At 68.4% G+C, this 14,740-nt stretch carries 12 protein-coding genes and 6 tRNA genes; 6 read left to right on the top strand and 12 right to left on the bottom strand.

The genetic code is table 11. The features are described 5' to 3' along the window. Positions 1 to 149: 149 nt before the first annotated feature. From Mterra_RS12205 to Mterra_RS12195, 3 genes are all read right to left on the bottom strand, one after another. Positions 150 to 1,469, bottom strand: a complete 1,320-nt coding sequence (locus tag Mterra_RS12205; protein WP_119315435.1) for a dipeptidase — start codon at positions 1,467 to 1,469, stop codon at positions 150 to 152. A gap of 27 nt (positions 1,470 to 1,496) precedes the next feature. After that, positions 1,497 to 2,216, bottom strand: a complete 720-nt coding sequence (hspR, locus tag Mterra_RS12200; RefSeq protein ID WP_119315434.1) for a heat shock protein transcriptional repressor HspR, fused homodimer type — start codon at positions 2,214 to 2,216, stop codon at positions 1,497 to 1,499. Positions 2,217 to 2,320: 104 nt separating this feature from the next. Further along, complete coding sequence (locus Mterra_RS12195) at positions 2,321 to 4,045, bottom strand: NAD-dependent malic enzyme (protein WP_119315433.1); 1,725 nt, start codon at positions 4,043 to 4,045, stop codon at positions 2,321 to 2,323. Positions 4,046 to 4,457: 412 nt separating this feature from the next. Between Mterra_RS12195 and Mterra_RS12190 the strand changes: the two genes are divergently transcribed. The 4 genes from Mterra_RS12190 (at position 4,458) to Mterra_RS12175 (ending at position 9,219) form a co-directional block, all read left to right on the top strand. Further along, on the top strand, positions 4,458 to 5,447 hold the full coding sequence (locus tag Mterra_RS12190; RefSeq protein WP_119315432.1) for a malate dehydrogenase: 990 nt from the start codon (positions 4,458 to 4,460) through the stop codon (positions 5,445 to 5,447). Positions 5,448 to 5,822: 375 nt separating this feature from the next. Continuing rightward, positions 5,823 to 8,102: an FdhF/YdeP family oxidoreductase gene (locus Mterra_RS12185; RefSeq protein ID WP_119315431.1), complete on the top strand. Its 2,280-nt coding sequence runs from the start codon at positions 5,823 to 5,825 to the stop codon at positions 8,100 to 8,102. After that, positions 8,095 to 8,886: a formate dehydrogenase accessory sulfurtransferase FdhD gene (gene fdhD, locus Mterra_RS12180; RefSeq protein WP_245971615.1), complete on the top strand. Its 792-nt coding sequence runs from the start codon at positions 8,095 to 8,097 to the stop codon at positions 8,884 to 8,886. Before Mterra_RS12185 ends, fdhD begins: the two co-directional genes overlap by 8 nt. Before the next feature lie 6 nt (positions 8,887 to 8,892). Beyond that, positions 8,893 to 9,219, top strand: a complete 327-nt coding sequence (locus Mterra_RS12175; RefSeq protein ID WP_027892974.1) for a DUF503 domain-containing protein — start codon at positions 8,893 to 8,895, stop codon at positions 9,217 to 9,219. A 195-nt stretch (positions 9,220 to 9,414) separates the two neighbouring features. On the opposite strand, the gene rlmN is transcribed toward Mterra_RS12175, so the two are convergent. The 7 genes from rlmN to Mterra_RS12140 form a co-directional block, all read right to left on the bottom strand. Continuing rightward, positions 9,415 to 10,374 (bottom strand): dual-specificity RNA methyltransferase RlmN, encoded by a 960-nt coding sequence (rlmN, locus tag Mterra_RS12170; RefSeq protein WP_245971616.1) that lies wholly within the window; start codon positions 10,372 to 10,374, stop codon positions 9,415 to 9,417. 123 nt (positions 10,375 to 10,497) lie between these two features. Then, positions 10,498 to 11,019, bottom strand: coding sequence for an HNH endonuclease (locus Mterra_RS12165; RefSeq protein ID WP_245971614.1), 522 nt, complete (start codon positions 11,017 to 11,019; stop codon positions 10,498 to 10,500). A gap of 36 nt (positions 11,020 to 11,055) precedes the next feature. After that, positions 11,056 to 11,129 (bottom strand) — tRNA-Glu (locus Mterra_RS12160). Between the two features lie 31 nt (positions 11,130 to 11,160). Continuing rightward, positions 11,161 to 11,236 (bottom strand) — tRNA-Lys (locus Mterra_RS12155). Between the two features lie 35 nt (positions 11,237 to 11,271). After that, positions 11,272 to 11,357: transfer RNA gene (locus Mterra_RS12150), tRNA-Gly, on the bottom strand. A gap of 8 nt (positions 11,358 to 11,365) precedes the next feature. Beyond that, positions 11,366 to 11,442, bottom strand: a tRNA-Leu gene (locus tag Mterra_RS12145). Positions 11,443 to 11,447: 5 nt separating this feature from the next. Continuing rightward, positions 11,448 to 11,525, bottom strand: a tRNA-Leu gene (locus tag Mterra_RS12140). A 639-nt stretch (positions 11,526 to 12,164) separates the two neighbouring features. Between Mterra_RS12140 and tnpA the strand changes: the two genes are divergently transcribed. After that, positions 12,165 to 12,575 carry an IS200/IS605 family transposase gene (gene tnpA / locus Mterra_RS12135; protein WP_119315429.1) on the top strand — a complete coding sequence of 137 codons (411 nt, stop codon included), beginning with the start codon at positions 12,165 to 12,167 and terminating at the stop codon, positions 12,573 to 12,575. Between the two features lie 140 nt (positions 12,576 to 12,715). Here the strand turns inward: tnpA and Mterra_RS12130 are convergent. Next, positions 12,716 to 12,792, bottom strand: a tRNA-Gly gene (locus Mterra_RS12130). A gap of 381 nt (positions 12,793 to 13,173) precedes the next feature. Further along, the gene (trmH, locus tag Mterra_RS12125) at positions 13,174 to 13,818 is read right to left on the bottom strand and encodes a tRNA (guanosine(18)-2'-O)-methyltransferase TrmH (RefSeq protein ID WP_119315428.1); all 645 of its coding nucleotides are present in this window, start codon (positions 13,816 to 13,818) and stop codon (positions 13,174 to 13,176) included. Between the two features lie 492 nt (positions 13,819 to 14,310). Here trmH and Mterra_RS12120 point away from each other — a divergent pair. After that, positions 14,311 to 14,740: quinone oxidoreductase family protein (locus Mterra_RS12120; RefSeq protein WP_170159649.1), on the top strand; the 430-nt coding region annotated here is incomplete at its 3' end.

The following is a 14,740-nucleotide window of genomic DNA, read 5'->3' as shown; positions in this document are numbered from 1 at the left end:
CGGCAGCGCGTCGGCGCCGATGGAGCGGGCGAAGGCGGCGGCGTCGAAGGGTAGCGAGGCGAAGTTCTCCCGCTCGGCCTCGCCACAGGCCACAAGCCTTTAGCTGACGGCTGACGGCTGATAGCTGACCACTTCCCGCTTTCCGCTCTTTATCCCTGAGCCAACAGCCGCAGCAGGTTCTCGCTCGCCTGGATGCCCTTCTCGAAGCACTCGAGGTCGAACTTCTCGTTGGGCGAGTGGAGGTTGTCGTCGTTGAGGCCCATGCCCAGCAGCACGATGGGCATGCCCAGGAGTTCCTGGAAGTCGGCCACGACGGGGATGCTGCCCCCGGCGCGGGTGAAGACGGGCTTGCGGCCCCAGGTCTGCTCGAGGGCCCGCGCCGCCGCGCGCATGGGCGCGGACTCGAGGTCGGTGACGACGGGCTTGCCGGTGCCGTGGTAGAGGACGTTCATGCGGTAGCCCTCGGGGAGGATCCGGTGGAGGTAGGCGGTGACGGCCTCGCGGATGGCGTGGGGGTCCTGGTCGGGGACGAGGCGCATGGAGAACTTGAAGCCCGCCTTGGCGGGGATGACGGTCTTGGAGCCTTCGCCCTGGTAGCCGCCCCAGATGCCGTTGACGTCGAGGGTGGGCCGCACCCAGGTGCGCTCGAGCGCCCCCCAGCCCGGCTCGCCCGGCAGCGCGTCGGCGCCGATGGAGCGGGCGAAGGCGGCGGCGTCGAAGGGCAGCGAGGCGAAGTTCTCCCGCTCGGCCTCGCTCAGCGGGCGCACCGCGTCGTAGAAGCCGGGGACCAGGACGCGCCCGTCCTCGCCCTTGAGCCGGGCGATCATCCAGGCGGCGGCGTGGACGGGGTTGGGGGCGGCCCCGCCGTAGGTGCCCGAGTGCAGGTCGCGGGCGGCGCCCTCGAGCCGCACCTCCATGTACACCAGGCCGCGCAGGCCGTACTCGAGGCTGGGCACGCCCGGGGCGTACATCGAGCCGTCGGAGATGAGGAGCACGTCGGCCTGCAGGCGCTCGCGGTTGGCCCGCACGAAGGGCTCGAGGTGCACCGAGCTCACCTCCTCCTCGCCCTCGATGAGGAACTTCACGTTCACGCCCAGCCCGTCGCCCAGGTTCTCCACGGCGGCGATGTGGGCGTAGACCTGGCCCTTGTCGTCGGAGGCGCCGCGGGCGTAGATACGGCCGTCGCGCACCACCGGCTCGAAGGGCGGGGTGTGCCACAGCTCGAGGGGGTCCGGGGGCTGCACGTCGTAGTGGCCGTAGATCAGGACCGTGGGGGCCGAAGGGCTGACCATCTTCTCGGCGTAGACGATGGGGTGGCCCGGCGTGGGGATGACCTCGGCGGCGAAGCCCAGGCCGGCGAGCTTGGCCTCGAGCCAGCGGGCGGCCCGCTCGACGTCGGCCTTGTGGTCGGGGTTGGCGGAGACCGAAGGGATGCGGAGGAACTCGAGCAGGTTTTCGAGATGGCTCACGGGGCGATTATACGGGCGTGGGGGCCCTCAGCCTGCGGTCGGGGTCTTTTCCTTCTCGCCCTCGCCCGAGCCCAGCTCGCGCAGCAGGGCCAGGCGCAGGCGGGCCACCTCGGCCTCGAGGTGCACCTGCTGGCTGTCGAGCTCGTCGCGCAGCCGGATGATCTCCTCCACGCCGGCCAGGTTCACGCCCAATTCCTGGGTCAGGCGCCGGATCTCCCGGAGCTTCTCGACGTCGCGCTCGGAGTAGAGGCGGGTCTTGCCGCCGGAGCGGCGGGGCTTGACCAGCCCCTTGCGCTCGTAGAGGCGCAGGGTCTGGGGGTGCATGTCCACGAGTTCTGCGGCCACCGAGATCACGTAAACGGGGCGCTCCTTGTCGGGGACGTGGCGCTTGGGCTTGCCCTCGGAAGGCGCGGGGAGGGCGGGGGGCATGCGCAAATCCTGCAGCTTCTCCCCCAGCTCCTTCTGCAGGCGCTCGGCCTCGGTGCGGAAGCGCTGCTCGAGCGCCCACAGCTCCTCCCGCAGCCGCATGATCTCCTCCACGCCCGCCAGGTTGACCCCGAGCTCCTGGGTCAGGCGGCGGATCTCGCGCAGCTTCTCCACGTCGCGCTCGGAGTAGAGGCGGGTCTTGCCCCCCGAACGCTTGGGCTCGATGAGGCCCTTGCGCTCGTAGAGGCGCAGGGTCTGGGGGTGCATGTCCACCAGCTCGGCCGCCACCGAGATGATGTAAACCGGTCTGTCCTTGTCCATAAGCCCCAAGGCCGCCTCCGGCCCTTATGCCCTGATTATACGGTTATCTTCGGCCGGTGCTAAAAATCGGCTCACACCGGTACGGCGGCAAACTCGAGGCCGCCTCACTTAGGCGGCTTGAAGGGGAGGTACTGCGGTTTCCAGAAGCGGTCCTCGACAAAATCCTTCAGGCCGGTGAAGTCGAGGCGCTTGAGCTTCTCCGACCGGGCCACCCCCTCCTGGATCGCCCGGCGGATCACCCGCGCCGCGACGAACTTGCTCACCTCGCGCAGCTCGCCCACCGGGGGGTAGACGCGGTCGGGGTGGTGGGTGGAGGTGTAGTCGTAGAGGGCGTAGGCGGCCTCGAGCACCATCGCGTCGGTGACCTCCTCGGCCTGCGCCAGCACCGCGCCGAAGCCCAGCCCCGGGAAGACGAAGGCGTTGTTGCCCTGGCCCACCGGGTAGGTGCGGCCCTCGTACTCGACGGGCGCGAAGGGGCTGCCCGCCGCCACCATCGCCGTGCCGTGGGTCCAGCGCACCAGGTCCTCGGGCAGGGCCTCGGAGGAGGAGGTGGGGTTGGAGAGGGGGAAGATGGCCGGGCGCGGCGTGTTGGCGAGCATGGCCTTGACGATGGGCTCGGTGAAGGAGGCCGGCTGGCCCGAGAGGCCCAGCAGCACCGTGGCCCGGGCGTTCTGGATGACCTCGATGAGGTTGGGGACGTTGCCCGTGTAGTTCCAGCCCTCCAGCGCCGCCGCTTTCTGGGCGAAGGCCTGCTTGTAGGGCTCCATGCGCCGCCCCTCCACCAGCAGGCCCTGGGAGTCGAGCACGAACAGCCGGGAAAGGGCCTCCTCCTCGCTGAGCCCCTCGCGCATGAGCCCCTGCTTGAGGGCCCAGGCCACCCCGATCCCGCCCGCCCCCGCGCCGTAGACGATGATGCGCTGGTCGCCGAGCAGCTCCCCCTTGACGCGGCAGGCCGAGAGCACCCCCGCCAGCGTGACGGCCCCGGTGCCCTGGATGTCGTCGTTGAAGGAGGGCAGCACCTTGCGGTAACGCTCGAGCACGGCGAAGGCCGTGTCCTTGCTGAAGTCCTCCCACTGGATGAGGGCCTTGGGGTAGCGCTTGCGCACGGCCTCGACGAACTTGTCGAGGAACTGGAGGTAGGCCTCCCCGGTGAGCCGGCGGTGCTTGGCCCCCAGGTACAGCGGGTCGGAGATGAGGTCCTGGCGGTCGGTGCCCACGTCGAGGCCGACGGGGAGCGTCTTGTCGGGGCCCACCCCCCCCGCCGCCGTGTACAGCGAGAGCTTGCCGATGGCGATGGCGAGCCCCCCGAAGCCCTGATCCCCGATGCCCAGGATGGCCGAGGAGTCGGTGGCGACGATGAGCCGCACCTCCTCCAGGGGCACGTTGGCGAGGGTCTGCTCGACGTGGTCGATGTCGAAGGTGGAGGCGGTGAAGCCGCGGGGGAAGCGGTAGATGGCCGAGAACTCCTTGACCGCCTCGCCCACCGTAGGCGTGTAGAGGATGGGCAGCATCTCCGACATGTGGTCGGCGAGCAGGGCGTAGAACAGCACCTCGTTGCGGTCTTGCAGCGTGCGCAGGAAGATGTGCTTCTCGAGGTCGGAGGCCTGGAGCCGGTAGCGCCGGTAGTGCCGCTCCTTCTGCTCCTCGAGCGTCGAGACGTGCGGCGGCAACAGCCCCTCGAGCCCCAGCAACCGCCGCTCCTCACGGGTAAAAGCCGACTCCTTATTCAACAGCGGCAGCCCCAGCAGCGAAAAACCGTTGATGTAGGGCTCGAGATACCGCTGACCACGCTCGTCACGCTTGACGTCGTAATACCGGCTAACGCTCATACTGCCAGCTATCCTAACGTCATTTCATCAGGTGCGCTATATTTTCATCAGATGAAAAGCAATAAGCCCTCAGCCGGCAGCTTTCAGCCGTCAGCAAAAGGCACGCAGCCTGTGGCTCGTGGCGGACCCCTCCCCGCACGCGGGGGTATCCCCCCCAGTCCCCCTTGCTAAGGGGGGTTGCGTCTCGCGTACGACGCAGGACGTACGACGTACGACCCGCGTCTTACGTCTTACGTCTTGCGTCTTGCGTCTTGCGTACGACGTACGACGTAGGACGCCGGGCGCAGGACGTACGACCCGCACCCTGCGCCCAGCGTTCGACATAGCATATGACGTACCCCGCACGACAAGGGTATGATCTTGGGCGGCAAACACCCGCCCGAGAGGGCGTGGCAAATCGAAAGGAGTGTTCATGAAGTCGCCCGTACGTGTCGCGGTTACCGGCGCCGCCGGTCAGATCGGTTACAGCCTGCTCTTCCGCATCGCCAGCGGGGAGATGCTGGGCAAGGACCAGCCCGTCATCCTGCAACTGCTCGAGATCACCCCCGCCCTCAAGGCATTGCAGGGCGTGATCATGGAGCTCGAGGACTGCGCTTTCCCCACCTTAGCCGGGCTGGTGGCTACCGACGACCCCAACGTGGCCTTCGGCGACGCCGACTACGCGCTGCTGGTGGGCGCGATGCCCCGCAAGCAGGGCATGGAGCGCGCCGACCTGCTCCAGGCCAACGGGGCCATCTTCACCGCGCAGGGCCGCGCCCTCTCCGACAGCGCCCGCAAGGGGGTGAAGGTGCTGGTGGTGGGCAACCCGGCCAACACCAACGCGCTCATCACCTACAAGAACGCGCCCAACCTCGAGCCCCGCCAGATCCACGCCATGACCCGCCTCGACCACAACCGGGCCATCTCCCAGCTCGCCACCCGCCTCACCGTGCCGGTGACCGCGATCAAGAAGATGACCATCTGGGGCAACCACTCCGTCACCCAGTATCCCGACCTCTACCACTGCGAGGTGAACGGCCAGAACGCCTACGAGCTGGTGGGCGACCACGAGTGGTACGCGGGCACCTACATCCCCAAAGTCGCCAAGCGCGGCGCCGAGATCATCGAAGCCCGCGGGGCCTCCTCGGCCGCCAGCGCCGCCAACGCCGCCATCGACCACATGCGCGATTGGGCTTTGGGCACCCCCGAGGGCGACTGGGTGAGCATGGCCTTCGCTTCCGACGGCTCCTACGGCATCCCCGAGGGCCTGGTGTACAGCTTCCCCTGCGTGTGCAAGAACGGCGACTTCGAGATCGTGCAGGGCCTCGACATCAACGAGTTCAGCCGCCAGAAGATGGACGCCACGGCCAAGGAACTCGCCGAAGAGCGCGACGCGGTGCTGCAGCTCGGGCTGATCAAGTAGGGCGTGTGCTGAGCGCTGAACGCCGAGCGCTACGCGCGGGTCGTACGTCCTACGTCCTACGCCGTACGCAAGACGCAAGACGTAAGACGCAAGACGCAAAACGCAAGACGCGGGTCGTACGTCCTGCGTCGTACGCGAGACGCAACCCCCCTTAGCAAGGGGGGCTGGGGGGGATACCCCCTCCCCGCACGCGGGGAGGGGTTCCTTTCGCCACAGGCCATGAGCCACGCGCTTACTGCTGATGGCTAACCACTCCAACAACTAGTGATTTCATTCACGATACTTTGCTCGTGAGGAACATCTCTGCTCTTATTGGGAGCTGCGTTCGCCTCACGGAGGGCCGAGGTTTGTAGAATAGCGGCATTCGGAGGTTTTGTGGGGCTTAAACCCGTCAAGAAAGGGTGGAATCCGGAGCTGTGGGTCTCGAGGCGCCCCCTCGGGATCGGCTTGCACAAGCCCAACAACTTCGCGGAGGTCTTCCGGGCCATCGGGGAGAACGCCGACAACCTGGCGTATGCCTGGCGCATCCTGCAGGACGGGGTGTGCGACGGGTGCGCGCTGGGGACCTACGGGATGCGCGACTGGACCATCGCGGGCGTCCACCTGTGCAACGTGCGGCTGCGGCTGTTGCGGCTCAACACCATGGGGCCTCTGGACGTGGGGGTGCTCGAGGACGTGGAGGCGCTGCGGGAAAAATCCTCAGCCGAGCTGCGCGAGCTGGGGCGCCTCCCCTACCCCATGCACCGCAAAAAGGGCGAGAAGGGCTTCCGGCGCGTCTCCTGGGCCGAAGCGCTCGACCGCATCGCGCTCAAGCTCTGCAAGACCGACGCCCATCGCATGGGCTTCTACCTGACCAGCCGGGGCATCCCCAACGAGACCTACTACGCGGCCCAGAAGGCGGTGCGGGCGCTGGGCTCCAACAACATCGACAACGCCGCGCGCGTCTGCCACTCGCCCAGCACCGTCGCGCTCAAGGAGTCGCTGGGGGTGGCGGCGACGACGTGCAGCTACCGCGACCTCATCGGCACCGACCTGGTGGTGTTCTTCGGCTCCAACGTGGCCGTGAACCAGCCGGTGATGATGAAGTACCTCTACTACGCCAGGAAGGCCGGGACCAAGGTGGCGGTGGTCAACCCCTACCGCGAGCCGGCCATGGAGCACTATTGGGTGCCCTCCGACCCCGAGAGCGCGCTTTTCGGCACCAAGATCACCGACCGCTTTTTCCTGGTGCAGCCGGGGGGCGACATCGCCTTCATCACCGGGACCCTGAAGCACCTGCTCGAGCAGGGCGGCCTCGACGAGCGCTTCGTCGAGGCCCACACCACCGGCTTCGAAGCGCTGGCACAGGCGCTGCGGGCGGCCCGCTGGGAGGAGCTGGAGGCCGGCAGCGGGGTCTCGCACCAGGAGATGCTGGCCTTCGCCCGGATGCTGATGGAGGCCGAGCGGGCGGTGCTGGTGTGGAGCATGGGCATCACCCAGCACCGCACCGGGGAGGACGCGGTGCAGGCGATCATCAACCTGGGGCTGGCGCGGGGCTACCTGGGGCGCGAGGGCTGCGGCCTGATGCCCATCCGGGGGCACTCCGGCGTGCAGGGCGGGGCCGAGATGGGGGCCTACGCCAGCGTGTTCCCGGGGGTCGTGCCCATCAGCCCGGAGAACGCCCGCGCGCTCGAGGCGCGGTGGGGCTTCCCGGTCCCCGGACAGCCGGGACTCACCGCGCCGGAGATGCTCGAGGCCGCCTCGCGGGGCGAGCTCGAGGTGCTGTGGAGCGTGGGGGGCAACTTCCTCGAGGTGCTCCCCGACCCCGAGCGGGTGCGGCAAGCGCTGGAGGCGGTCGAGCTGCGGGTGCACCAGGACATCGTGCTCTCGAGCCAGATGCTCGCCGAGCCGGGCGGCGAGGTGATCCTGCTGCCGGCCACCACCCGCTACGAGGTGCCGGGCGGCGTGACCGAGACCAGCACCGAGCGCCGGGTGATCTATAGCCCCGAGATCCCGGGCCCGCGCGTCGGGCAGGCGCGGCCCGAGTGGGAGGTGTTGCTCGAGGTCGCCCGCAAGGTGAAGGGCGACCTCGCCGACCGGCTGCACTTCCCCGACACCGCCGCCGTCCGCCAGGAGATCGCCCGGGTGGTCCCGATGTACGCCGGCATCGAGCGGCTGGCGAAGAAGGGCGACGCCTTCCAGTACGGCGGCCCCCACCTCTGCGCGGGCGGGGTCTGCCCCACCCCGGACGGCAAGGCCCGCTTCCGGGCGGTGGAGATCCCCCGCCCGCAGGTTCCCCCCGGCGCTTTCCGGTTGGTGACGCGGCGGGGCAAGCAGTTCAACAGCATGGTGCACGCGGCGAAGGACCCGGTGAACTCCGCGCCGCGCGACGCGGTGCTCATCAGCCCGGAGGACGCGCGGAGGCTGGGGCTTCAGCCCGGACAGCGGGTCTGGCTGAGCAACCCGCTGGGGCGGCTGGAGTGCCAGGTCTTCCCCGCCCCCGTACGGCCCGGCACCCTGCAGGTCCACTGGCCCGAGGGCAACGTGCTGCTCGACCCCAGCCTGCGCTCGGAGAAAGCCAAGATCCCCGCCTACAAGGAAGCCTATGCCTTCATCGAACTCCAGCCGCACCCGGCCCCCGGCCAAGGTCCGGACGTCGTTGCTTCGGGTGGCTGAGGGCCGCGCCCGCGCCCACAGCGACGACCTCGTGACCGAGGAGCCGCTCGAGATCCGCCTGCTGGCGGGGGAGCAGCGGCAGACGGTGGCCGTCACGCTGCGCACCCCGGGCCAGGACTTCGAGCTGGCGGCGGGCTTCCTCTACGCCGAGGGGGTGATCCGCAGCCGCGACGAAATTCGCCGCATCGCCTACTGCACCGACCCCGGCGAGGCCCAGCAGTACAACATCGTCAACGTGGAGCTGCGCGGGGAGGGCGTCCCCGACCTCGAGCGCCTCGAGCGGCACTTCTACACCACCAGCGCCTGCGGGGTGTGCGGCAAGGCGGGGCTGGAGCAGCTCGAGCTGCGCGGGCAGCGCCCGCTGGAGGACGCGAGCCGCGTGCGGGCCGAGGTCCTGCCCCGCCTCCCCGAGAAACTGCGCCAGGCCCAGGGGCTGTTCGAGCGCACCGGGGGCCTCCACGCGGCGGCGCTGTTCGACCCGGGGGGCGACCTGCTGGCCGTGCGCGAGGACGTGGGGCGGCACAACGCGCTCGACAAGCTCATCGGCTGGGCGCTGCTCGAGGGCCACCTGCCCCTGCGCGAGCGGCTGGTGCTGGTGAGCGGGCGGGCCAGCTACGAACTGTGCCAGAAGGCCCTGGCCGCCGGAGCGCCCGTCCTGGCCGCGATCTCGGCCCCCTCGAGCCTGGCCGTGGAGCTCGCGCGGCAATTCAACCTCACGCTGGTGGGCTTTTTGCGCGAATCCTTCAACGTCTACAGCGCTCCCGAGCGAATCCTGCTACCCTGAGGGGCAATGAAGGCCTATCTAGGGGTCTACACGGCGCGGCTCGAGATGCCCTGGGTCAAGAGCCTCAAGGAAAAACGCGCCCTGGTCAAGCCGGCCATCGAACGCCTGCGCAGCCGCTACCCGGTCTCGGCCGCCCGCCTTGCCGGCCAGGACGACCACGAGTGGGAGGTGGTGGGCTTCAGCCTGCTCGGCTACGACGGGGTATGGGTGGAGACCGTCCTCCGCGAAGCCGCCCAGTTCATGGCCGAACAGCGCGAGTTCCAGATCGCCCACGAGGACTGGCACGTGGAGGAACTGGAGCTCGAGGCGTTCCTGCCGTTGCACGCGAGGTAGCTGGCAGCCGTCAGCCTGTGGTCCGTGGTCACCCCTCCCCGTCCCTCCCCGCGCGGGGAGGGTTTATTCCCCCCCAGCCCCCCTTGCCAAGGGGGAACAAGGCGTCTCGCGTTTTGCGTTTAGCGTTTGGCGTACGACGTACGACGTACGACGCACGACGCACGACCCGCGTTCGGCGTTCAGCTACCGCCACCCTCACGCCGGCTGCCTCAACGCGAGCTGCCCGCACGCCGCCCCCACGTCGCGCCCCCGGCTCCAGCGGATCGAGGTCGGCACGCCCATGCCCTCGAGGATCGCCGCGAACTTGAGGATGTGCTCCTTGGGGGTGCCCTGGTGCGGCGCGCCCTCCCAGGGGTTCCAGGGGATGAGGTTGAGGTGGGCGGAGAGGCCCTCGAGGTGCTTGGCGAGCGCCTTGGCCTGCCAGGGGTGGTCGTTGAGGCCCTTGAGCATGGTGTACTCGAAGGTCACCCGGCGCTTGACCCTGGCGTAGTAGTGCCGCACCGCGGTCATGATCTCCTCGAGGCTGTAGCGGTGGGCGGTGGGGATGATGAGCTTGCGGGTCTCGTCGTCGGGGGCGTGGAGGGAGAGGGCCAGCCGCACGCCCAGGTCCTCCTCGGCCATGCGGTAGATGCCGCGCGGGATGCCCACCGTCGAGAGGGTGATGCGGCGGGGGCTCATCGCCAGGGCCTCGGGGTCGAGCATCCGGCGCACGGCGGTGAAGACGTGCTCGAGGTTGAGCAGCGGCTCGCCCATGCCCATCAGCACCACGTTGCGGATCTCGCGCGGGGAGTGCCCCTGGTGGTGCGCGGCGAAGAGGATCTGGTCGAGGATCTCGGCGGCGGTGAGGTTGCGCCCGAAGCCCATCTTGCCCGTGGCGCAGAAGGTGCAGCCGGCGGGGCAGCCGACCATGCTCGAGACGCAGATGGTGCGGCGGCCCACGTAAGGCATGTAGACGGCCTCGGTCTTCTTGCCGTCCCACAGGGTGTAGAGGTACTTCACCGAGCCGTCCTGGCTCACGAAGGGCGTGACCTCCGCGAACTCCGACACCCGGTAGCGCTCGGCCAGCTCCGCCCGCAGCGCCTTGGGCAGGTTGCGCATGCCCTCCCAGTCCCGCACGCCCTGCTTTCCCAGGGCGAAGGTGGTGGGCGGCAGGATGGCAGGCGTTCCCCAGGAAGGTCGGAGCGCTGCCAACGTCCGACGCGCCAGGAAAAGGCGGTGGGGGGCTGTTAAACACAAAAAGCGGAGAGGAATTCCTCTCCGCCTCGCAGGGTCTTCGGGTCAGCTCCTGAAGTAGCCGCGCCACTCCCGGGGCACCTCGAGGATGTTCAGCCACAGCGCCTGGGTGGGGCGGCGTGGCTCGCGCAGGAGCTTCATGCCCGCTTCCTCGGGGGTGCGGTCGGCCTTCTTGTGGTTGCAGGGGCGGCAGGCCGCGACCAGGTTGTCCCAGGTGCTGGGGCCGCCGCGGCTACGGGGCAGCACGTGGTCGAGGGTGAGGTCACGGGCGGGGCGGCCGCAGTACTGGCACACGTAACCGTCACGCTTGAACACGTTGCGGCGCTCGAGCCGCACCTTGTGGACGCGGGGCCGCACCATCTTGCCCAGCCGGATCACGGCGGGCACGGGGTAGAGCGCGTTGGGGGTGCGCAGGAACTCGCCGCTGTCCTCCACCACCTCCGCCATGCCGGCCATCACCAGGCTCACCGCCCGGCGGATGCTGGCGATCCCCAACGCCTGGTAACCCGCGTTCAGCACCAGCACGCGGGGCGCGTCAATGTTCAGCCGCCTTGCCACTTCCTCCATGACTTCTCAACCTCCTTCCTGGGCTCGAGCGCCCTCTGGGGCCTTCGGCAGGGCTCGAACCTGCACCGCGCTGCACGAGAGGCAGCCGCTCTGCGTTGAGCTACGAAGGCGCGAAGCCCGCCGCCGTGGGCGGGACAGTTTTGGTGAAGGCGGTAGGGGTCGAACCTACGCGGTCTCGAGGAAGCGTCGAGGGCTCTGCCAATTGAGCTACGCCTCCACGAAATAGCCCCCTCGGACAGCCGAGAGGGCCGCTGGCGGAAGGAGCAGGATTCGAACCTGCGGGGCTTTAGCCCGCCTCCTTGGCAGTGAGGTGGTTTCGACTGCTCCCCCACCCTTCCACGGTTCCTGGTCCCCCAGGTGGGATTTGAACCCACACTCAGCCGCTTTTGAGGCGGTTGCCTCTGCCGATTGGGCTACCGGGGGGCCTTTGGTGGCTCCGGGGAGATTCGAACTCCCAATCTCCACGTTCTAAGCGTGGAAGGTTTGCCAATTGGCGTCACGGAGCCGCGTTTTTGGGCCTGAAAGGGGGGAGAGGTGGGATTCGAACCCACACAAAGGCGCTGTCGCTTTTAGGAAACGCGCTTCCTGCGGCAAGTTACAAACCCGCTCGAGGCTCACCACCTCGAGCCGCCAGCCAGTGCATCCGTAAACCCGCGACGGCTTTTGGCCTGCGCCATACCTGTTCGGTTTACCGGCTCCGAGTTTTTCCGGCGCTCTTACCCTCTTGAGCTACTCTCCCCGAGTGCCCCCAGGGGGACTCGAACCCCAAACCCTTGCGTCTCGCACAAGGAGGTATGCCCATTCCCATGAACTACCCACGACCAACCGCATGCGCGGTCTGGTCGGGGTTTCGCGGTTCGACGGGGCTAGACCTCGGCCCCTCCCCGCCCCCTGGTTCCCAGGGGTAGATTCCCTTCGGGATGGGCTGGTGCCCGTACACCCAAGGGTGTATGGCCCAAGCCCGGCGTCGCTGCTCAATACAGGCGTTGTACAAATCGCAGTGCAGGCGGTTCCACCGCTCCAGGGTCTCAAGCTGAGCCTGGGTCGGGTAAAGCTTGTACCGCACCTGGCGTACGGACGCCAGTCCGTCCCGATAGGGAATCTGCACCTGGCGGGTCTGCACGTCCCCAGCGTACCCTACAGTTATGGTCAGGCTCAAGACCGCCAACAACGCCGCTTTCCGCCTCTCGTACCATTTGGTTCTGGTCACAAAGTACCGGCGCAAGTGCCTGACCGGGGCCATGTTGGGGGAGTTGCGGGAGAAGGTCGCCCAGGTGTGCCAGCAATGGGGCTGCGAAATGGTGGAGTTCTCCGGCGAGGCCGACCACGTACGTCTGCTGTTCGAGGCCACCCCGACCGTAGAGCCCGCTAAGTTCGTCAACAGCCTCAAGACCGTCACCAGCCGCTCCCTCCGCAAGCACCACGCCGAACACCTCGGCCAGTTCTACCGGAAACCCGTGCTGTGGTCGGGCTCCTACGCCATCATGACCGCAGGCGGAGCGCCCTTGGAAGTTCTCAAGCAGTACATCCGGGGCCAGCGCAAGCCGAAAGAGTAGCCGCCCGAAACCAGGGCGGCGTGGGGCTATCCTTCCCCGACCAACCACACTACGGTCTGGTCGGGGACTGCCGCCCCACACCCCTTTGGTTCAGACAAGCGCTGCTACCGTCTGAGCTACGCCAGCGTGCCCACGAGGGCTGGTGCGAAAAGTGGGGCTCGAACCCACAGCCTCCTCGTCGGCAACGAGGCGCTCTGCCCGTTTGAGCTATTTCCGCGTGGCGGGCCCGGCAGGATTCGAACCTTCCCACAAGGTCTCGGAGCCCGTTCGCCTTTCCCACGAGCACTCGTGGCGGGCATTCATGGGAACCGCTCCATGAACGGCTGCCGGGTGGGGTTTTCTACCCACGTCTCCGCGCTTCGGTTGAGCGCTCGAGGCCTCGAGCGCCCTTCCCGTGCGCACGGCGTCCGTCGAAGCTGGACCACCGGCAGCAGGAGCCACGTTGTCAAAGTTCGCGTGCCCGAGCGGGCACCCTGAATGGTAGCATTTGAATGCTACCAACAAGGGTGATAGTAGCATTCAAATGCTACTTTGGCAAGGGGTTGTCGGCTTGGACTCGGTATATCGTGCGGCTCAGCCTTGCTGGACGAAAAAACCCCTAGCCCTGGCGCCGCCGTTTGGGGTCGGTCCAGGCCTCCCACACGGCCTGTTGCTGCTGGGGGCTCAGGCGGGGGTGGTCGTAGAAGCCGGCGGCGAGGCGCTGGCGCTGGGCCTCGAAGAGGATCACGGCGGCGGCCACCGAGACGTTGAGGCTCTGCACCATGCCCAGCATGGGGATGACGATGTGCCCGTCGGCCAGGGCGGCGGCTTCCTCGCTCACGCCCCACCTCTCGGCGCCCAGCAGGACGCAGGTGGGTTGGGTGTAGTCGAGGGTGCGGTAGTCGGCGGCGTGCTCGGAGAGCTGGGTGGCGTAGACCTTGAAGCCCTGGCGCTTGAGGTGGGCGACGGCGGTGGCGGTGTCGGGGTGGACGTGCAGGCCCACCCACTTGGCCGCCGAGCCGGAGGTGTCGTTGTGGGTGCGGACGCGGTGGATGGCCTCGAGCGAGCCTTCCTCGGGCTCCTCGAGCGCGGGCAGGCCCTTCTGCGGCGGGACGGCGTGGACCTCGAGCACCCCCACCGCGTCGCAGGTGCGCAGGATGGCCGAGAGGTTGTGGGGCTTGTTGACCTGCTCCATCAGCACGGTGAGGTCGGGCTGACGGCGGGCGAGCACCGTGCGCAGTTTGTGTTCGCGTTCGGGCGTCACGAAGGTTCATTGTAGAGCACTGCACCGGGGGCGCCGCGCTGCTTATACTCCCTGCGTAAACCACCCCTACCAACCGCTACGCAGTCCGGTAGGGGCTTTCCGAGGAGAGACGATGCATAGACGAGATCCTCAGAATCCGGGCCGGTTTACAACGGCCCCTGCCCGTCGAGCCAGCTCTTCGGGCATTGCACCTGCTCAAAGAAGCCTCCCCCTAGGGGGTGCGTTGGGAGCAAGGCCGTCGGAGTTTTACGGTACGGCGGCTGGGTGCGGTGCGAAACCCTACCCGTACCAACCCCCTACCCCGGGTTTCAAGGTACGCAGTGAAGGGCCGCCAGGCCCCCGGCGATGCCGGCACTCAGGGAACCGTGTTCCCGAGGCTTATCTCGCCACAAAGGAGGTGAGTGGGTGTAGCGCTCTGGCGAGCGCCCGGGGCTCTACCTCCCTGACCAAACCCCAGTTTGGTCAGGGTCTCCCGCCCCAGACCCCAATCGGATGAAAGCCATCGTGGTCGAGGAACACGGCGGGCCCGAGCAACTGCGCCCGCTCGAGGTGCCCCCGCCCCAGCCGGGAGCGGGACAGGTGCGCATCCGGGTGCGGCTGACGGGGGTCAACTACGCCGACGTGCAGGCCCGGCGTGGGGGCTACGACGCGGGCTCCAAGCCGCCCTTCACGCCGGGCCTCGACTGCGTGGGCGTGGTGGACGCGGTGGGGGAGGGGGTGAGGGGCCTCGAGCCGGGCCAGCGGGTGGTGGCCTTCCCGGTGGGCGGCTCCTACGCCGAGGAGGTCCTGGCGCCCGCGGTCCTGACCTACCCCGTCCCCGACGACCTGCCCGACGAGGCGGTCGCGGGCCTCACCGTGCTGGTCACGGCCTACAACGTGCTCACCCTGGCCGGGCGGCTGCGGGCGGGCGAGAGCGTGCTGG

Origin of the sequence: Calidithermus terrae, assembly GCF_003574345.1 — a bacterium.
GTDB classification, from domain to species: Bacteria; Deinococcota; Deinococci; order Deinococcales; family Thermaceae; genus Calidithermus; species Calidithermus chliarophilus.
Note: the sequence above shows the minus strand (reverse complement) of the source record. Positions and strands in the feature narration are given on the sequence as shown.